Source organism: Saccharothrix obliqua (assembly GCF_019375475.1).
Classification (GTDB): domain Bacteria; phylum Actinomycetota; class Actinomycetes; order Mycobacteriales; family Pseudonocardiaceae; genus Actinosynnema; species Actinosynnema obliqua.
Map to the genome: position 1 here is coordinate 1 of NZ_JAHXGQ010000020.1, position 18,754 is coordinate 18,754.

Genomic DNA, 18,754 nt, shown 5'->3' on the forward strand with positions numbered 1-18,754 from the left:
GATCTGACCACCCGGTCGCGCGGCACAGCCACCGCGGCGATCCGAACGAGGAGTTGACCGGTATGCCCCTGTCCACCCGGCCGGTGCCGTCGACCGTCACCGTCCCGTTCACGTCCACCGCGGCCACCGCGCCGCTGAGCTGGTCGCAGTTCGGGATCTGGCTGGCCGTGCGGAAGTTCCAGCCGCACGACGCGTACCTGAACGTGCGGTTCGCGGTGCCCGTGCCACCCGGCCCGGACGTGGCGGCCGTCGGGACCGTGCTGGGTGACCTGCTGGCGCGCCACGAGGCACTGCGCACGACCTACGCCGAAGCGCCCGACGGGACGGTGTCGCAGCGGGTCGCCGCGACCGGCGAGCTGACCGTGCGGGTCCGGTCCTCTTCGGACGGTGCGCCGACCGACCTCGCGAACGAGCTGGCGGCCCGGTCGTTCCGGCACGACACCGAACTCCCGGTGCGCGCGACGATCCTGCACGACGGCGACCGCCCGACCTGGCTGCTGCTGGTGATCTCGCACCTGTCGATCGACGGCCTGGGCCGCAACCGGCTGGTGGAGGAGATCACCGCGCGGCTCGCCGGTGCGGAGGTCGACGCCGAACCGCCGCCGCTGACGCCCGTGTCGCGGGCGCGGGAGGAGAACGGCCCGGACGGCGAAGCGCTCAACCGGCGTGCCCTGGCCCGGTGGCGCGACCTGATCGAGCGCGTGGACGTGACCAACTTCGCCGAGGAGGTGCCGTTCGACCCGCCGGGGCGCTGGCTGCGCTCCTCGATGTGCTCACCGGCGCTGGGCGCGGCCGTCGACCACATCGCGCTGCGGAACCGGGTCACCACCCCCACGGTCTACATCGCGCTCACCGCGGTGGCCGTCTCGGCGCTCTCCGGGCGGCCGGTGAGCGTGTTGCGGTGCATGGTCTCCAACCGGTTCACGCCCGCCGAGCGGAGCTACATCGGCAACATCTCCCAAGCCTGCGCGTTCGACGTCGCGGTGGACGACGCGCCGTTCGACGAGGTCGTGCAGCGGTCGATGGCCGCCGGCATCCGCGGTTACGCGATGGGACGGTACCGCGTCCCGGAGCTGGACGCGATCCTCGACCCCGCCCGGCTGGACGTGATGCACAACGACTTCCGCGACCTGGCGACGGGCGGCCCGCGGCCACCCGCGCACCCGGTCGAGCGGCTCGCCGACCTGCGCTCGCGCACCGAACTGAGGCCGACGGAGGTCATCGACTTCTACGACAACCGGTTCTACGTCGAGATCCGGCAGAGCCCCGGCGGTCCCGAACCCGTGGTGATGCTGGACCGGCGGCACGTCCCGGTGCCCGGACCCCACCCGGTCCTGCTGGCCCTGGAGGACTTCGCCGTGCGGATGGCGACCGGCGTGCCGACCGCGCCCGCCGCCGAGCAGTTCCGGGACGCGTTCGTCCACAGCGGACGGTGACCCGGCAACCCGACCACGACCCGGGTCCCGCCCGGACCCGACCGAGCGCGGAGGACGCGATGCCCGACAGATCCACGGTGGTTGCCCGGCTCAGGACGTGGGTCGGCGAACTGCTGCCCGACCACGACGGAGCGCCCCCCGGTGAGGACGACGACCTGGTGTCGGTCGCCGGGTTCGACTCCGTGGCGCTGCTGCAACTGCTGACCAAGGTCGAGAACGACTTCGACATCTCCCTGAGCGACCGCGACGACGTCATCCGCGACGCCCGGTCGATCGGTCTGCTCGCGGAGCACATCGTGCGCATCGCCGGCTGAGGAAGGACAGGACGCAATGACCCCGACGGACAGCAGCGGCCTCCGCACCAGGGCCCGCCCAATGCAGTCCCGCACCGGTTCCACGCCCATCGTCTGCGCCATCGACAGCCGTTTCGTCCTACCGCTGTGCGTGCTCATGGAATCGTTGGCCGACGCCAACGCGCACGTCCTGGACGTGATGCGGGTGATCGTGCTGCACGAGGACCTGAGCCCGGAGAGCATCGAGCGCTTGCGCTTCCACGCCACGCGCCTGGGCCTGCACCTGGAGTTGCGGCGCGCGGAGGTGGCCGGGCAGGACCTCCCGGTCTCGTCGCGGATCACCAAGGCGACGTACCTGCGGTTGCGGATCGGGGACATGTTCCCCGACGAGCAACGCGTTCTCTACGTCGACGCGGACATGGTCGTGCTCAGCGACATAGAACCGCTGCTGGCGCAGTCGACCGGCGGTCACCCGCTGGCCGCGGTGGTGGACCCCACCGGGCCGCGGTTCCGCTACCGGGAGGCGTCCGAGCGGTGGCGGAAGCTGGGCGTGCCCGTCGACCGGGAATACTTCAACGCGGGCCTGATCCTGTTCGACCTCCAGGCGTGCGCGGACACCGACCTGTTCGAGCGGGCCGACGAGTTCCTGGTGCGGTACCCGGAGCTGGCGGTGCACCACGACCAGGACGCCCTGAACTGGGCGGCCGACGGCGGCTGGGAACGCCTCAACCCGCGCTGGAACACCTTCCCGATGTCCACGATCGCGGCCCGGCCCGACTACGTGCACCGCGCGGAGTCGGTGCAGCCGCTGCGCTCCCTGCTCCAGGACGAGTCCCGCGCGTCGATCCTGCACTTCAGCGGCAGGCACAAGCCCTGGCAGGACAACTGCCCGGACGGGCCGTCGCTGCGGCTCTACCGGCGTTACCTGCACCGGGTCGTCGCGCATGAGTAACGGGCGCGCCCCGCGCGCCGCCGCCCTCCGCCCTATCACCGAAGGACGATCGTGACCACTGCATCGGGGCTGATCGCCGCGCACCAGCCGGCGTGGTCGGAGCCGGACACCCTGCGTGAAGTGCTCCACCGGCTGAGCGGGTCGCCACCGCTGGTGGACGCCCGGGACTGCGCCGACCTGGTGGACGAGCTGGCCGCGGTGGCGCGGGGCGAGAAGGTCGTGCTCCAGGCGGGCGACTGCGCCGAGCTGTTCACCGACTCGGCGCCGGACCGCGTCCGGGCCAAGGCCGGGCAGCTGCACGAGCTGGGCGGGCGGCTGCGCCGGACGGGCCGGGCGCCGGTCGTGGTCGGCCGGTTGGCGGGCCAGTACGCCAAACCCCGGTCGTACCAGGTCGAGACCGGGGCGGACGGCGTCGAGATCCCCGTCTACCTCGGCGACGCGGTCAACGACCTCACGGCGACCGGTGAGGCCCGGCGGCCCGACCCCCGCCGGCTGCTGGCGGCCTACGACCACGCGGCCCGCGGTCTCCGGACGCTCGCCGCGGGACCCGCCACGTACACCAGCCACGAGGCGCTGCTGCTGGACTACGAACGCGCCCTGCTGCGCCCGGACCAGGTGCGCGGCGGCGTGTTCGCCTCCTCCGCGCACTCGGTGTGGATCGGCGAGCGCACCCGCGACCCGGGCGGCGCGCACGTCGAGTTCGCCGCGGGCATCACCAACCCGGTCGGCGTGAAGATCGGGCCGGACGCCGCCGTCGCCGACGTGGTGGCGTTGGTGACGCGCCTGCTCGGGAACGGGACGCCGGGCCGGTTGAGCCTGGTCGTCCGGATGGGCGTCGACCGGGTCGGCGAGCGGCTGCCACCGGTCGTGCGGGCGCTGGGCGAGGACGCGCACCGGGTCGTGTGGCTGAGCGATCCCATGCACGGCAACACGATCCGCTCGGCGCGGGGGTTGAAGACGCGCGTGCTGGGGTGGATGGCCGACGAGGTCGAGCGGTTCTGCGCCGTGCTCCGGCAGCACGGCGCGCACCCCGGCGGCCTGCACCTGGAGGTCACCCCGGACGAGGTGGTCGAGTGCGTGGACACCGACGAGGACCTGGGCACCGGGCCGGACCCGCACCGGTACACCTCGGCGTGCGACCCCCGGCTCAACCCCGACCAGGCCGCGGCGCTGGTCGACCGGTTCGCGGACGTCCTCGCCGGCTGACGCGCGGACCGCGCCGGCGTTCCGGTCCGCTGCGGACAGTGCCCGCGAACCACGCGCGTGAACCATTCCGATTGACCATGCCGCAGGTGAATTGCCGACGCGGGTCTATGCGCGGATGGCCGCGCACAGGGGATTTCACGGGGGTTCTTCCGCGGTGCGCTGGAGGTCGCGTGGTTCGCGTGTCCCGTCCCCGGTGCGGCGTTTGGTCTGTTCGGGGGTTAGCCGACAGGCGCTCTTGTCCCCGTCGGGATGCCCCGCGAGACTGATCAACGAGGCCAGGCGGGTCGCCTGCGGCGCTACCGCCATCGCTCACATCACGGGGGAAACGGTGTCCGGCTTCTCGTATGCAGGCAAAGATCCGAGCTACGCCGCACCGTCCTCGGGCACCGCCACTCCCGCCGGCCGGCACTTCCGCGCCCGACGGGTACCGCCGCGTTGAACCGGCGACCGCTCCCCCGTGACCGCCGATCCCCCTTTCACCGGTTGATCGCCGCCGCCCGCTCCCGGGCGGCGGCGACCGCGGGATCGGCGCATCACCGCGTCACCGGTCCACCACCGTCGATGGACCGGTGACGGCGGGAAAGGCAGCCACCACCGGGCTCCGCCGCGGGCGGCGTCAGCGCGTCGCGCCGGCCGGGGTCCGCGGCGTCCCCGCGCGGCCGGGACCGATCGCGGGCGGAGGGGCGGTCGCGGACCGGCTCGCGCGCTCATCCACCAGAGACGGAGGAACGTTGTCCACCCAGAAGAAGGTCGACGACCTGCACCGACATCGCGTCGAGAAGCTGTCCGGGCACCGACGTGGTGAACCAACCCTCTGCCGGGCGAACGTGGACGTCGTCCGGCAGAGGGTCGGCACCACGCCCACGCCCGGCGTCGACCGCTCGAAGACGCACTTCATCCCGGTGGCGTCCCTGCTGCCCTCGCAGTGCCTGCGACTGTCCGGTGTGGACGTCGACCACGTGGTGAAGCTCGCGGAGGCGTTGCCCGACCTGCCGCCGATCGTCGTCGACCGGGCGACCATGCGGGTCATCGACGGCACCCACCGGCTCCGCGCCGCCCAGCTGGGCGGGCAGTCCACCATCGCCGCCCACTACTTCGACGGCGACGAGCGGTCGGCGTACCTGCTGGCGGTGCAGTCCAACACCCGGCACGGCCTGCCCCTGAGCCGGGCCGACCGCCGGACGGCCGCCGAGCAGCTGATCCGCCTGTACCCGCAGTATTCCGACCGCTCCCTGGCCCGGCTGTCCGGGTTGTCGGCCAAGACGATCGGCACGATCCGGACCCGGTCGCGGCTGGACGAGCCGGGCGACTCGCGGGTGGGCACGGACGGGCGGGTGCGGCCGACGAACTCCGAGGAGCGCCGCCGCACCGCGATGGCCTACATCGCCACCCACCCGAAGGCCACGATCCGCGAGATCGCAGCCGCGGCGGGCATCTCGGTGTCCACCGCGCAGGCGGTGCGCAAGCTCGCGCTCGACCCGGACGGCGCCACGCCGGGCGCGAACCGCGGGCAGCGGTCCGGCGCCCGGCGCGAGGTGGAGCGGGCGGACCCGCTGCGGCTGTCGATGTCGGTGGCCGAGACGCTCGCCCGGGACCCGGCCCTGCGGGGCACGGACGCGGGTCGGGTGCTGATCCAGTGGGTGCAGCTGAACATCCGGGTGCACCGGGACCCGCACGAGTTCATCGCGGGCCTGCCGCCCCACTGCGTCAAGCTGATGCCGAAGGTCACCCGGGCGATGGCCGAGATGCTCAACCACTTCGTCGACTACCTCGACGAGGTGGAGAAGGCCGAGGAGAACCCCCGGTCGGACTCCTGGCTGGCGGGGTAGGCGCACCCGCCCCGCGACCGGTTCGCGCCGGTCAGCCGGCGACCTCGAACTCCAGCAGGGTGCGGGCGTCCGCCACCTGCACGGTGTCGCGCAGCACCAGACCGCACGGCTCGGCCAGTTCCGCCAGTTCGGCGCTGGTGCGCTCCCGGCCGCCGAACGTGCTCAGCATGAACAGGTCGATCGCCGTGTCGGCGGCTTCCTCCCGCAACTGCTCCACGACGATCACGTGGCCGCCCGGCCCCGCCGCACGGGCGCAGCCCGCGAGGATCTCCCGGGCCTTCGCCGCGTTCCAGTTGTGCAGGATGTCGGACAGGACGTAGGCGTCCGCCCCGGTGGGCAGGGGGTCGAAGAAGCTCCCGCTCACCGCTTCCGCGCGGTCGGCCAGCCCCGCCGCCGCCAGCGCCTCGGTCGCCGCCTCGGCGGTGGGCGCGAGTTCGACCAGCCGGCCGGTCACCGCCGGGTGGGCGCGCAGGATCTCGACCAGCAGCGTGGCCGCGCCGCCGCCCACGTCCACCACGGTCGGGAACCGCGACCAGTCGTACCGCGTGCTGATCTGCGGCGCGAAGTCCCGGAACCGGACCGCCATCGTCCGGTCGAACGACTCCCGCAGCTCGGACCGCTCGGCGAGGTCGCGCCAGAAGTCCTGGCCGTACCGGCGCGCGTACGCCGAGGACTCGTCGACCACGGCGGGCAGCAGCTCCACGAGCGCCAGTTCCGCGCGGCCGATCGCGCTGTTGATGTCGAGCATCGGCCAGATGCCGCTCGGGTCGTCGCGGCTGAGCTGCCGCCCCTCCGGCGTGGCCACGTAGCGGTCGCCCTCGCGCGCGAACGCGCCGATGGTGACCAGGTGGTCGAGGACCCGTCGCAGCGGCTCCTCCGCGACACCCGCCTTGTCGGCCAGCGCCCGGGCGGTGGCGCCGGTCGTGCCCGCGGCGTCGGCGAGTTCGAGGGTGGCCGCCACCCGCAGGGACATCGGCGTCGCCAATCCGGCCATCTCACGCAACGAGCGCCCCGCGTTCGTCGACATGTGAGTATTCCTCCTGTTCGTGTGGGGTGCTTTTGGCGTCACCACTGACACCGGAACGGCAGCGTATCACCACCGGGTGCGGTGAATTCGCCGACTCGGCAATTCGCGACTCCGGCGCTAATGCGCCGACCGGTCAGCGGCGGACGAAGTGGAGCAGCCGGCTGTCGAAGTCGCCGGTCAGCGGCAGGGCGATACCGTGATTCATCAGCAAATCCCCCGACCACGTGGTGCCCGTGCCCACCAACTCGTACACCGCGCCCGATTCCAGTCCGCGCAGCCGCAACGGTGGTTTCGCGGAGCGGAATTGCCGGGCGTGCAGCCAGGCGAGCACCACCGACTCCCGCCGGTCCGCCGAGACGTACTGCACCGCCGTCCGGTGGTCGCCCGTGCCGGGCGCCTCCAGCCGGTGCAGCAGCCCCTGCTGGACGACCGGCCGGACGGCCTTGTACTGGGCGATGTGCCGAGCCGCCTCCGCCAGCCGCTCCTCGTCCCAGGCCGCCACGTCGCCGCCGATGCCCAGCACGCCGGCCATCGCGACGTGGAACCGCCAGCGCAGCGGCGTGCCGCCCCGGTTCAGGTGGTCGTCGGTGACCCAGCCCAGCATGACGCGGGGCGGGTACACCTGCGTGAAACCGTGCTGGATCGCCAACCGGTCGAGCCCGTCGGTGTTGTCGCTGGCCCACACCACGTCACTGCGGGCGAGCATCCCGAGGTCCAGTCGCCCGCCACCGCCCGAACACGTCTCGAAGGCGACACCCGGGTGCTCCCGCCGCAACCGGTCGAGAATCGCGTAGAGATTGCGCACGTGGTCGACCCAGACGCGGTCCGGGTGGTTTTCGGCGGGCCAGCCGACTTCGCTGAACGGTCGGTTCATGTCCCACTTGAGGTAGTCGACCCGGTGTTCCCGCACGAGCCCGTCCACCTGCGCGTGCACCCATTCGGCCACGTCCGGGCGGGCCAGGTTCAGCACGAGCTGGTGGCGTGACTCGCCGCGCTCGCGGTGCGGGAAGTGGTAGACCCAGTCCGGGTGCGCCCGGTACAGGTCGCTGTCGGGGTTCACCATCTCGGGCTCGACCCAGAGGCCGAAACCCATCCCCAGCTCGTGCACGCGGTCGACCACCGGGCGCAGGCCCCGCGGGAAGCGCCCGGGGTCCGGCGTCCAGTCGCCGAGGCCCGCGTGGTCGCCGGTCCGGCCCCGGAACCACCCGTCGTCCACGACGAACAGCTCCGCGCCGAGGCGGCTCGCCGTCTCCGCGAGCCGGAGCTGGTTCTCCTCGTCGATGCCGAAACCGGTGGCCTCCCAGGAGTTGAACAGCACCGGCCGCACGTACCCCGGCCGGGGCAGGACGTGCCCGGCCACGTACGCGTGCCACTGCTCGCTCGCGCCGCCGAACCCCCGCGCCGAGTGGAGGCCGGCGAAGACGGGGGTGGTGAACGGCCGCTCCGGGGTGAGCACCCCGACCTGGACGCCCTCGTGGCCGAGGCCGCCGGCGACCTGGAGCCTGCCGTTGGGCGACCGGTGCGCGGCGATCCGCCACGACCCGCTCCACGCCAGTGCGCCGCTCCACACCCGGCCGCTGTCCTCCAGCGCGGTGCCGTCGTCCACGGCGAACCAGGGGTTCGCGAAGTGGCCCGTCGCACCGGTCCGGCTGGTGATCACCAGTGCCGAGCCCGGCGCGACCTCCGCGCGGTCCAGCCTGCTCTCCCCGTACCACAGGCCGTGCAGGTGGCTCATCCGGTAGCCGGTGAGGAACGGCGCCGTCCAGGTCGCCGACGCCGCGACCAGCACCTCGATCCCACCGTCCGCGGCGTCCCCGGTGTGGACGAGGTCCACCCACCGCTCGACGACGTCGCAATCGGGCAGAACGCGGTAGTTGAGGGTGCAGCGGAGGGGGTAGTGCTCGTCCTCGAAGCACAACCGGAGCGTCGTGCCGGAGTCGACCGTCTCCGCTCCGGAGAAACGCGGCTCGACGCCGCGGGTCCGATCCGCGAACCGGACCGAGAGCGCCGGTTCGCGGTAACGCACACCGCCCTCGACGGGGTACTCCTCGATCCCGTCGAAGGCGGTTTCCGCGCCGCCCACCCAGTCGTCGCCGAGCTGTTCCGCGAGGTGCGCCGCGTCGGCCGGGGAGATCCGCTCACCCCAGTGCAGGTTGACCAGGCGGCCTCCCGGGGTGAGGTGCAACGCGTAGGAGGTGGAGGGTGTGTCGAGGACCCAGACCCGCGCCCGCGCCGCGTAGTGGATGACATCGCTCATCGACCGCACCTCGTCGTCGCTCGGACCGGGTGTCGTTACTCGGCCCCGCCGTCGACCGGGATCACCTGGCCGGTCAGCTGGCCGGACCGGTCGCCGGCGAGGAAACCCGCGACGGCGGCGATGTCGGCCGGGAGCCCCAACCGCCCGGTCGGCGTGTGCGCGAGGACCACGTCCCGGTGCGCCGCGGGCAGCTCGCCGCCGAAGAACCCCGTCTCGTCGACCAGGCCCGGCGCGATCGCGTTCACGGTGATGCCGCGCGGCCCCAGCTCACGGGCGAGCTGGCCGGTCCACGTCTCGACCGCCGCTTTGGCCGCGCCGTAGCCGTCGACGCCCTTGCGCGCGGCGATCGAGCTGATGTTGATGATCCGACCGCCGTCGGCGATGCGTTCCGCGAGCGCGTTGGTCAGCAGCACCGCGCCGATCACGTTCGCCTCGAAGTTCGCCGTCCAGGAATCCCGTAGGTCGGCGAGCGTGGCCGCCGGCGGGCGGCCGATGTCGGTGTTCCCGCCGGCGTTGTTCACCAACACGTGCACCGTGGCCGGTAATTCCCGGAGAGCGGCCTCCACCTGTTCCGGCCGGGTCACGTCGAAATCGAGCGGCACCGCCCCGATTTCCGCCGCGGTGGTTTTCAGCACGTCCGCGCGACGACCCGTGATGACCACTTCGAAACCGATCGCGAGCAACTCCTCCGCGACCGCGCGCCCGATACCCGTACCGCCACCCGTCACGATCGCCGACTTTTTCGGAATCATGGCGCGACGCTAACAGCCGGTGTTCGTTCCCGACCAGTTCGGCGGCCGGTGCTGTCGCCGGAGCCGCGGTCACGCCTCGGCCGCGATCAGGTCGGCGGCCCGCCACGCCAGGGCGGTGACCGGACCGGTGGGGTTGCCGGAGAGCATGGTCGGCAGCACGGACGCGTCCACGACGCGCAGGCCGGCCAGGCCGCGCACCCGCAGCCGCGAGTCCACGACGTCGTCGTCACGCGGCCCCATCGCACAGGTGCCGATGGCGTGGTAGCCGCACAGCCCCTCCGCCATGCCGTGCTCGACGATCTCCCGGTCGGTCCGCACCTCGGGGCCGGGCACCACCTCGTGGTCGATCCACCGCGACAACGCCTCGGTGGCGAACAAGCGGCGCACCCCCCGGAACACGGCCACCGCCGCGGCGCGATCCGATTCGGTGGCGTAGTAGTTGGGGTCGATGGCCAACGGCGCGTCGGGGTCGGCCGACGTGATGTGGACGCTGCCCTCGCTGTCCGGGTGGAGCGCGTAGGCGATGCACCACATGCCCGGCGCGCGTTCGACCTCCGGGAACTTCCCGGGCTCGGGCAGCCGCATCGAGAACGGCGCGACCTGGAACTGGGCGTCGGGACGGCTCAGCTCGGGACGGGTCTTGAAGAAGCCGATGATGTCGAACGAAGGCGCGGCCAGCGGCCCCCGCCGGTCCGCGTGGTACATCTCCTCCGCGGCCCGTCGCCCGTCCTCGGTGCCGAGCAGCCGGTTGTAGCCGACGTCCTCGGTGAGCCGGAACTGGGACCGGAACATGCGGTGCTCGCGCATCCGGTTGCCGACGTTCGGGCTCTCCACCACGACCTCGACGCCCGCCGCGCGCAGCGTCGCCGCGGGACCGATGCCGGAGAGCTGGAGCACCCTGGGCGTGGCGATGCTGCCCGCCGCCAGCACCACTTCCCGGGCGGCGCGGTACTCGACGGCGTGCCCGTCGCGACGTCCCCGCACACCGACCGCACGGCCGCCCTCGACCACCACCCGGTCGACGGTCGTGTCGACCACGACGGTCAGGTTGGGTCGGTCCAGCACGGGGCGCAGGAAGGCGGTGGCCGCGCTGACCCGCTCGCCGCCGCGGATCGTGGCCATCGCGTACCCGATGCGCTCGCCGTCGGTTTCGTTGAGGTCCCGCGCCCGCTCCCACCCCAGCTCGACACCGGCGGCGAGGACGTCCTCCAGCAGCGGCTCGGTGCGGTCGGTGGTCGAGACGTGCAGCGGCCCGCCCTCGCCGCGCACGTCGGACACGCCGAGCTGGTTGTCCTCGATCTCCTTGAACACCGGGAGCATGTCGGCCCAGCCCCACCCGGGGTTGCCGAGGTCGGCGAGCGCGTCGTAGTCCGGGCCGCCGCCGCGGTTGTAGATCATGCCGTTGATCGAGGTCGAGCCACCGAGCGTCCGGCCGCGCACCCAGTGCTCGACCTGACGCGCCGGGCCGAACGGCCGGGTCCGGTAGTGCCACGCGGTGTCCGGGTCGCTCAGCAGCGCGGGGAATCCCCCCGGCATGGTGATGAGCGGGTTGGTGTCCGGCCCGCCTGCCTCGATCAGCAGCACCTCGACCGCCCGGTCCGCGGACAGGCGGTTGGCGAGCACGCACCCGGCCGGCCCCGCGCCGACGATGACGTAGTCGAACCGTGTCACGAAAGCCCCGCTCCCATCGCAGTTCCCGCGTCCGGCACGCACCGTCGAACGCCCGGTGCCGGTGTGTCAATTTCGGAAACCTCGCGGTGCAACGACTTCGGCCGTGTTCGACTGCTGCTTTCCGCAGTCGAACACGGGTCTACAGCTCCGGGTGCTCCGCCTGGAAGTCGCCGTCGAACAGCCGCCAGTAGAAGGCGTTCATCTTCGCGGCGGCCGGTGCGTGCCGGGCCAGGATCGCGGCCACGACCGGCGGCACGTCGTCCGGGACGTGGCCGGCGGCGCACCGGGCCACGTACTCGTTGCGGGCGACCGGACCGCCGCCGCTCGGCGTCGGCACCCCGCAGACGTCGGTCACCAGCCAGTTGACCAACCGCATGGCGGCGTAGCCAGCGTCATGGGCGGCGTTGCGCTCGACAAAGGCACGCTCCGCGGCCGACAGGTCGAACCGCGGCGACGTGGCCAGCCCGAAGTCACCGAGGTAGATCCGCTCGCCGTCGGTGCGCATGTTGCCGAAATGCCCGTCCATGTGCAGCAGCCGCTGATCACGAAGCACCGCCACGATCCACGCGAACTGGCGCTCCACCTCGGCGGCCTTGCCCGCCGGCTCCACGCGCAGCCAGTCCACCACCGCGTGCGGGATGTACTCGGAGAACAGCACGAGGCTGCTCGACGCGGCGGCCAGCGCGTCGAGCCGGGCACGCACCGCCGGGTCGCCGCCGTAGAAGGCGACGACCGCGTCGACGTCACCGTGCTCCGCCGCGACCGGCGCGCGTCCCGGCAGCACCCGCCAGTGGTGCAGCAGCGGGAACGAGGGCGGGCCACCCGCCAGTTGCGCCTCGGTGACCGCGAGGTTCGCGGCCAGTTCCCGCCAGGCGTTGAACCCCGGGCCGCCGATGCCGTACTGGCAGTGCACCGGCAGGTCGAACAGGTTGGCCGTGGAGCGCGGGTGCGCGAGTTCCCGGTCGGTCAGCGGGACGCGCTTCGCGAACACCGGCACGCCGTCCACGTCGAGCACCACCGACCCGCCGCCCACACCGACCCCGGTGTCCCGCGCCGCGTCCAGGAGCGCGGCGAGTTCCGCATCGCTTCGCGTGCCCAGCGAGGCCGAAAGCTCGTGGTGGCGTTCCTCTCTGGGAGTGGTCACCGACCGAGTGTGTCATGCGGATCGCCGGTGACCGGTTGTCGCCGGCGGTGGTCGCGCCGTTAGGATGCCGATCATGGCTTGCCGCATCTCCGAGATGGTCGTCGAGTGCCGGGACCCGCAGAAGCTCTCGGAGTTCTGGTGCGCGGTGCTGGACTTCCACGTGCTCGCCACCTACGACGACGGCGCCGTGGAGATCGGGCCGGAGGAGGGCTTCGGCGGCTTGCAGCCGACGCTGGTCTTCAGCCCCAGCGACAAGCCCAAGACGGAGAAGCTGCGGATGCACCTCGACGTCAACGCCACCGACCGCGACCAGGACGCCGAACTCGAGCGCCTGCTGGCACTCGGTGCGCGACCGGTCGACGTCGGGCAGACCGGTGAGGAGTCCTGGCACTGCCTGGCCGACCCGGAGGGCAACGAGTTCTGCCTCCTCCGCGCCCGCTTGAACTGAGCACCACCGCCTTCGCCACCCGCCGACCGGGCCGGCCCCCGCGCCTCCGGGCCGGTGACGGCGAGCCCCGCGCGCACACCTATCAGCACCGCCCCGCACCACTCCACCGCAGCTCGCCGACTCCCGCGTCCACGCACCGGCACCAGCCCCGGCGCACCCTCCCGCGCCTGAGCCACGCCCCAAAGCGGCTGCCCACCCGTCTCCACCACGGTTCGCGCTCCGCAAACCAGCGGGGTCTCGCTTCACCCGATCGGGTTGATGCCCTGCCTCCACTTGCGGTGGGACCATGAGGCACGGACGGCGAGGCGCTCGTGTCGGCGGGGAGTGACGACACCGAGCTGTGCCGGAACACCTGACGCCGAAGGACACCGCCTGGCGGCTCCGCACGGCCTCGGACGGGGTGCCGCCCGAGCCGAACGGGCCGGAGCTTCGGCACGCACACCCGGGCTGGAGCGCCGACCGCGTCCGCTGGATCGGCGACAAGGGGGAACAATGAGGAAGACCATGAAGATCGCGGCTGTCGTGACAGCGGCCGCCGCGAGCACCGTGCTGATCGGCGGGACGGCCGCGGCCCAGTCCGCGGCGGCTCCTCCGTGGTGGGACAACCCCGCCACGTGCGCCAACCCGTCCACGGCGGTGGAGCGCACGGTCGACGGCCGGATCGTCCAGGTCCGCCAGGGCAACTGCGGCGGCATCCAGTACGGCTGGGGCCGGATCCTCAACTACCAGGCCCAGGACCTCATCCGCTTCGAGGTCGACCTGAACGGCGACCGGGTCGCGGACGACTTCTCGACCTACACGGCGGGCAACCGCAACTACACGAAGGCGTACCCGTCGAGCCCGAGCCCGAACCGCGCGTTCCGGGCCTGCTACGTGGCCGCCTCGAACGGCACCTGCACCGACGGCAACTCCACCCCCTGGTGGTGACCTGACCGCGGTGCGCCGCGAAAACCCATGGTGAGAACGGAAAAGCCCGCCCGCCCGTGGAACCGGGCGGGCGGGCTTCACCCGCGTTCGTCGCTCACTCCTGCCTGGCGCGCCGCTTCCGGCTCAGGACCACGAGGGCCGTGCCCGCGCCGAGGACCAGGACACCGAGCAGGATCACCCACGGCAGACCCGAAACACCGGTGTCGGCCAACGAATCCGTCCGCTTGTGCGGCGGGGCGGCCGGCGTGGTCGGCGCCGTGGTCGGCGGCTCGGTGGTCACCGGGGGCGTCGTCGTGGTCGGCGCCGGCTGCGGGATGTGCACGCCCGCGTCGATCGTGTGGTCGACCTCGCCGGGGTTGGCCGGCGCGGTCACCGGCGCGTACCCGTTGCACAGCTCGCCGCTGGTCGGCGGCACGACGTTCGAGTCGTGCACCCGGTCGTCGCCGACCTGCGAGAGCGTGAACACCACGTCCTTGGCCGGCGGCCGACCCGGGACCTTGCTGGTGTCCGCGGTGCACACGTTGAACTGCACCGTGTACTTCGCGCCGCGGGTGAGTTCGTACTCCGCGCCCACGCCGCCGAAGTAGTATTCGCCCGCCGCGTCGGTCTTGGTCGTCGCGACCTGCTTGCCGGTCGAGTCCAGCAGGTTGATCGTCGCACCCGGCAGCCGCACGTCGCCCGGGTCCTGGACGCCGTTGCGGTCGCCGTCGAACCACACCAGGTTGCCGATCTGGATCGGCGCGTTCGCGGCCTGGTAGGCGACGTCACCGAGACCACCGGCCTTGCCGAACCCGTTCTGCGCGTCGTTGACGAACTCGTACGCGTTGCGGTTCGGGTTGTTGCCGGGTCCCTCACCGGTCGCGAAGTGGTAGTAGCCCGTGCCACCCGTGGCGACGTTGACGGTCGGGTCCATCTGCGTGCTGACGATCCAGTCCTGCTGGGGGATGTACGCGATCGAACCCTGCGCGGTCTCCTGGTGCGGTCCGGGCGAACCACCCGGCGCGAAGAACTCACCGGGGAAGAACTCGACCACGCCCGCGGGCTGACCACCGTCGTTGTTGCCGTTCGCGTGGTCGGGGCAGTTCCCGGTGCCCTCCCAGGTGTAGCCACCGGCGGGGTTGACGCAGGCCATGTTGATGTCGCCGCCGGAGAACCCGTTCTCGGTACCGGGCCTATCCGGCCGCGGGTCCAGCCCGCCCCAGCCCGCCGCGTCCATGAACCGGTCGCGGAAGCCGAGGACCATCGAACCGTCACGCGTGAAGACGATGCCGGCCACCTGCGGCTGCGGGTCGATCAGCGCGCCGTTGCCGTTGACGTCGTGCTTGTCCCAAGTGGACACCCTGGTGTCCCAGGGGTTCCAGTGGGTGCCCTGCTCCCCACCCAGCCCGGACAGGACGTAGCCGCGCTCGCCGGTCAACGCCTGGGACAGCACCACGGTGAACTTGTCGCCCTTGTAGGCGTAGACGACGGCCTTGAGGTCGGTCCGCTTCTGCGTGCTCTCCGCGCTGCACACACCACCGATGTAGAGGGTGCTGTCGTGCGCGGTGACCGTGAACGGCCGCCAGTCGCCCTCCGCCGCGCAACCCGGGTCCGGGATCGGCACCGTCGCCAGCGGCGCGGCGGCCGTGGCCCCGGTGGCGTCGAAGCTCACCAGGGACCGGGACTGGAGGTTCACCGCGTACAGCGTGCTGTCGTCCTCCGACAACGCGATGCCGCCGATGCCCTCCTTGCCCGGCGCCTCGGTGAAACCGCCGTCCCTGATCAGGTTGGCGGTGTCGTGGGGCGTCACCGCGGCACCCGGGACCTTCGCGAACAGGGGCGCGGTGCCGCTGCCGTCGAGCGGCACGGTGTAGATCGCGTCACCGCCCCCGGGTCCGTAGGCGGTGAACCGCCGCGCGAACGCGCTCTGGAACAAGCGGTTCCGGGCCTTGTCGTAGGCGAGCCCGTACGTCGTGCCCACCTTGTCCTGGGTGACCAGCGGGGTCGGGCAGGCCACGGTCGGGCACGTGCCCCTGGCGTCCGTCCCGAACGCCACCAGCGCCCGGGTGTCGCGGCCCCGCGCGCCGTTCTGGATCGGCACGAAGTACCGGGTGTCCGGCAGGGCGTAGTCGGCGGCGTTCCAGACGCCGGTGATCACCGAGTCGTCCTTGCCGTTCGACACGTCCACGAAGGTCGTGAAGCTGTCGAAGTGGTTGGTCGCCGTCGAGGCCGGCGCGGCGCGCAGGTAGTCGCTGTAGGGAGCCGGGACGGTGACGTCCACGCGGTAGTGACCGCCGATGAGCACGTTGGACGGCGGGACCACGACCTTGCCGGTGGCGTCCGTGGTGCCGGTGACGTGGTGGCCCGCCGGGTCGCTGACGTCGACGTTCATGCCCTGCTGCGGCACGTCCATCGTCGCGTTGATCACGCCGGTGCCGAAGAAGTCCCGCAACACCTGGACCGTCAGCGTGCCGTCCTCTTGCGCCGCCGCGGACGGCGTCGCCGCTCCGGTGACGGCGCTGCTCGCCAGCAGCAGGCCGGCGAGCCCGACCCGCGCCCGCCGCCCGATACGCGTCCGGGATCTCCGGCTCATCGCTGTCCCCTCGATGAAGTCTTTGTGAACCGCCACAGACAACCAGAACGATGTCCTCCGGTGTGCCGCTGGATCGGGTGAATCAGGGGGTGAATCAGGGGGCCTGTTAGCATCCCGCCGCGTGCCGAGCATCCGAGCCCAGCAACGCCGCCCGCGGTCCCGCTGGGTGGTGACCGCCATCGGCGTCGTGGTCGTCGCGGCGGTCGGCGTGACCGCGTTCCTGGCCGTCGACCGGGAGCCCGCCGGCCCGCGCCCGTTGACGGCCGACGAGGCGAATCTGCTGGCGGTCACGCGGTTCCGCAACTACGAGGCGGGTGGTCGCGCGGTGACGATCACCGTGCCGACCACCTCCGGCGGGCTGGTCGTCACCGGTTCCGTCGACTACCGGGCCAAGATCGGGTACGGCGTGGTGCGTGGCGCCGGGCGCGGCACGTCCAGCGACGGGCTGATCCAGTGGAACACCACCACCGTGTTCCTCCATCCGGTCGTGGACGCCCCGGCGGAGGTTCCGGCGACGCCACCCGCTTCCGATTGGCACCGCCGTCCGCTGCGGACGGCGGGCAGCTCGCTGGACAGCGCGCTGCTCATCGCCCTCGACCTCGGCAGCGACCGACCCGACAACGCCGAGCTGCTGCCGCAGAACGGCGCGGCCTGGGTGGGTCGGGACGAGATCGGTGGCCGCCGGGTCGACATCATGTCCGGACCGGCCGCGCGTGCCAAGCCGGACACCGCGGGCAACGTCCGCTACTGGCTCGACCCGGACGGCACCATGCACCGGGTCCAGGCCGACGTGGCGTCCGAGCCGCAGTCCGTGGTCATCGACTTCGACGCCCGGCCGTACGTGCCGGTGCGGCCCGCGCCAGGGGTCGTCCCGACGCCGTAGCGTCAGGACGTCCGCACCACCGCGCGGTCGGCGAGCAGCGACGCCGGTGGCAGCGCGACTTTCGCGGTGTCCGGCAGCGCGGGGGTGGCCGGTACGGCGGTGGGTCCCGCGGTGGTGGCGTTCGGCAGCTGCGGCTGCGGTGCGGGCGCGGCCACGTCGGTGAACGGGATGCCGCGCGGCGGTTTGGGCGCGGACCACGTGCCGGACGGCGACGGTTCGGCGGCCGGGCAGGTCGCGGTGGTCGCGAGCAGGTCGGGCACCGTGGTCGCGAGGTCGTTGCCCCGCAGGCAGTTGCCCTGGCCGCGGGTGGCGGTGGGGAACGTCCAGCCGACGTCGACCGCGTTGGCCGCGAACGCGTTCTCCAGGACCTGGTTGCCGTTGGGCGGCACGTCGGCGGTCGCGGTGATCACCAGCCCGCCGTTGACGTGGCCGGTGATCCGGTTGCGGACGAACCGGTTGTCGCTGCCGCCGTCGACGCCGATGCCCACGCCCCACCCGCCGTCGGCCTGCTCGGGGGTCGAGGGCTGCTGGTTGTCGGCGACCAGGTTGCCCGCGACCAGGGCGTCCTGCTGCGGCAGCAGCTTCTCCTGGTGGTCGGAGCTGGTGGTGAGGCCGACCCGGTTGCCGACGAGGCGGTTGCCCACCACGTACATGTCACCGCCGGCGTTGGTGCCCTCGTAGCCGACCGCGTTGAGTTCGGCGACGTTGTCCCGCACCACGATGCGGCAGGGCTTGCACTGCCCGACGTAGATGCCCGAGTCGGCCGATCCGGACGCGTACGAGTGCTCGATGACGCCGTCCTGGGCGGAGAACGCGTAGATGCCGTACAGCCCGTTGCGGGTGGCGGTCACGTGGGAGACCAGGAAGGACTTGAGGAAGGTGACCGGTTCGTCGCCGGTGTCGTAGCCGCCGCGCCCCGGCGACCCGGTGGCCGCCGCCGCCGAACCGGTGAGCAGCACGCCGTTCTGGGTGTTGTTCCGCACGGTCAGGTTCTCCACGGCCACCCCGGGCGCGGTGACGACGATGCCGTTGGGCTGCCGCAACCGGCCGTCGATGACGACGCCATCCCGCGACTCACCGCGCAGCGTCACCCAGGCCTTGTCGACCTTGACCGACTCCTGGTACACGCCCGGTGCGACCAGCACCAGGTCACCGGGTTCGGCGAGGGACACGGCGGCGGAGATCGTCGGGGCGTCGACCGGCACGCGGATGGTCACCTGCGTGCCGTCCGGTCGTTCGCCCGCAGCCGACCCGCCGTCGTCGGCGCCACAGGCGGCCAGCGCCAACACCGGCACCGCCGCGATCGCGACAAGACCTGAACGATGCATGGGGCCCAGTCTGGACTGCCGGATTCGCC

At 72.4% G+C, this 18,754-nt stretch carries 15 protein-coding genes; 8 read left to right on the forward strand and 7 right to left on the reverse strand.

All coding sequences use genetic code 11. The features are described 5' to 3' along the window. The 5 genes from KZQ38_RS34675 to KZQ38_RS34695 form a co-directional block, all read left to right on the forward strand. Positions 1–1,436: condensation domain-containing protein (locus KZQ38_RS34675; protein WP_219448259.1), on the forward strand; the 1,436-nt coding region annotated here is incomplete at its 5' end. A 59-nt stretch (positions 1,437–1,495) separates the two neighbouring features. After that, positions 1,496–1,750 carry an acyl carrier protein gene (locus KZQ38_RS34680; RefSeq protein WP_219448260.1) on the forward strand — a complete coding sequence of 85 codons (255 nt, stop codon included), beginning with the start codon at positions 1,496–1,498 and terminating at the stop codon, positions 1,748–1,750. A 16-nt stretch (positions 1,751–1,766) separates the two neighbouring features. Next, positions 1,767–2,681, forward strand: coding sequence for a glycosyltransferase family 8 protein (locus KZQ38_RS34685; protein ID WP_219448261.1), 915 nt, complete (start codon positions 1,767–1,769; stop codon positions 2,679–2,681). Positions 2,682–2,732: 51 nt separating this feature from the next. Beyond that, positions 2,733–3,887: a 3-deoxy-7-phosphoheptulonate synthase gene (locus KZQ38_RS34690; RefSeq protein WP_219448262.1), complete on the forward strand. Its 1,155-nt coding sequence runs from the start codon at positions 2,733–2,735 to the stop codon at positions 3,885–3,887. Positions 3,888–4,618: 731 nt separating this feature from the next. After that, the gene (locus KZQ38_RS34695; RefSeq protein WP_219448263.1) at positions 4,619–5,716 is read left to right on the forward strand and encodes a ParB/RepB/Spo0J family partition protein; all 1,098 of its coding nucleotides are present in this window, start codon (positions 4,619–4,621) and stop codon (positions 5,714–5,716) included. A 31-nt stretch (positions 5,717–5,747) separates the two neighbouring features. On the opposite strand, the gene KZQ38_RS34700 is transcribed toward KZQ38_RS34695, so the two are convergent. From KZQ38_RS34700 to KZQ38_RS34720, 5 genes are all read right to left on the reverse strand, one after another. Then, positions 5,748–6,743: a methyltransferase gene (locus KZQ38_RS34700; RefSeq protein ID WP_219448264.1), complete on the reverse strand. Its 996-nt coding sequence runs from the start codon at positions 6,741–6,743 to the stop codon at positions 5,748–5,750. A 133-nt stretch (positions 6,744–6,876) separates the two neighbouring features. Next, on the reverse strand, positions 6,877–9,000 hold the full coding sequence (locus tag KZQ38_RS34705) for an alpha-galactosidase (protein ID WP_219448265.1): 2,124 nt from the start codon (positions 8,998–9,000) through the stop codon (positions 6,877–6,879). A 35-nt stretch (positions 9,001–9,035) separates the two neighbouring features. Then, positions 9,036–9,752 carry an SDR family NAD(P)-dependent oxidoreductase gene (locus tag KZQ38_RS34710; protein WP_219448266.1) on the reverse strand — a complete coding sequence of 239 codons (717 nt, stop codon included), beginning with the start codon at positions 9,750–9,752 and terminating at the stop codon, positions 9,036–9,038. 69 nt (positions 9,753–9,821) lie between these two features. Continuing rightward, a complete protein-coding gene (locus KZQ38_RS37390; protein WP_219448267.1) occupies positions 9,822–11,423 on the reverse strand; it encodes a GMC family oxidoreductase in 1,602 nt (533 codons plus the stop codon). Positions 11,424–11,562: 139 nt separating this feature from the next. Next, positions 11,563–12,567 carry a serine/threonine protein phosphatase gene (locus tag KZQ38_RS34720; protein ID WP_219448268.1) on the reverse strand — a complete coding sequence of 335 codons (1,005 nt, stop codon included), beginning with the start codon at positions 12,565–12,567 and terminating at the stop codon, positions 11,563–11,565. Positions 12,568–12,640: 73 nt separating this feature from the next. Between KZQ38_RS34720 and KZQ38_RS34725 the strand changes: the two genes are divergently transcribed. After that, positions 12,641–13,015: a VOC family protein gene (locus KZQ38_RS34725; RefSeq protein ID WP_219448269.1), complete on the forward strand. Its 375-nt coding sequence runs from the start codon at positions 12,641–12,643 to the stop codon at positions 13,013–13,015. Positions 13,016–13,507: 492 nt separating this feature from the next. Further along, positions 13,508–13,942 carry a hypothetical protein gene (locus tag KZQ38_RS34730; protein WP_219448270.1) on the forward strand — a complete coding sequence of 145 codons (435 nt, stop codon included), beginning with the start codon at positions 13,508–13,510 and terminating at the stop codon, positions 13,940–13,942. A gap of 94 nt (positions 13,943–14,036) precedes the next feature. Here the strand turns inward: KZQ38_RS34730 and KZQ38_RS34735 are convergent, their stop codons facing one another. Beyond that, on the reverse strand, positions 14,037–16,514 hold the full coding sequence (locus KZQ38_RS34735) for an SdrD B-like domain-containing protein (protein WP_219448271.1): 2,478 nt from the start codon (positions 16,512–16,514) through the stop codon (positions 14,037–14,039). 121 nt (positions 16,515–16,635) lie between these two features. Between KZQ38_RS34735 and KZQ38_RS34740 the strand changes: the two genes are divergently transcribed. After that, positions 16,636–17,397, forward strand: a complete 762-nt coding sequence (locus tag KZQ38_RS34740; RefSeq protein WP_308258736.1) for a hypothetical protein — start codon at positions 16,636–16,638, stop codon at positions 17,395–17,397. 2 nt (positions 17,398–17,399) lie between these two features. On the opposite strand, the gene KZQ38_RS34745 is transcribed toward KZQ38_RS34740, so the two are convergent. After that, a complete protein-coding gene (locus KZQ38_RS34745; protein ID WP_219448272.1) occupies positions 17,400–18,725 on the reverse strand; it encodes a right-handed parallel beta-helix repeat-containing protein in 1,326 nt (441 codons plus the stop codon). Positions 18,726–18,754: the final 29 nt, after the last annotated feature.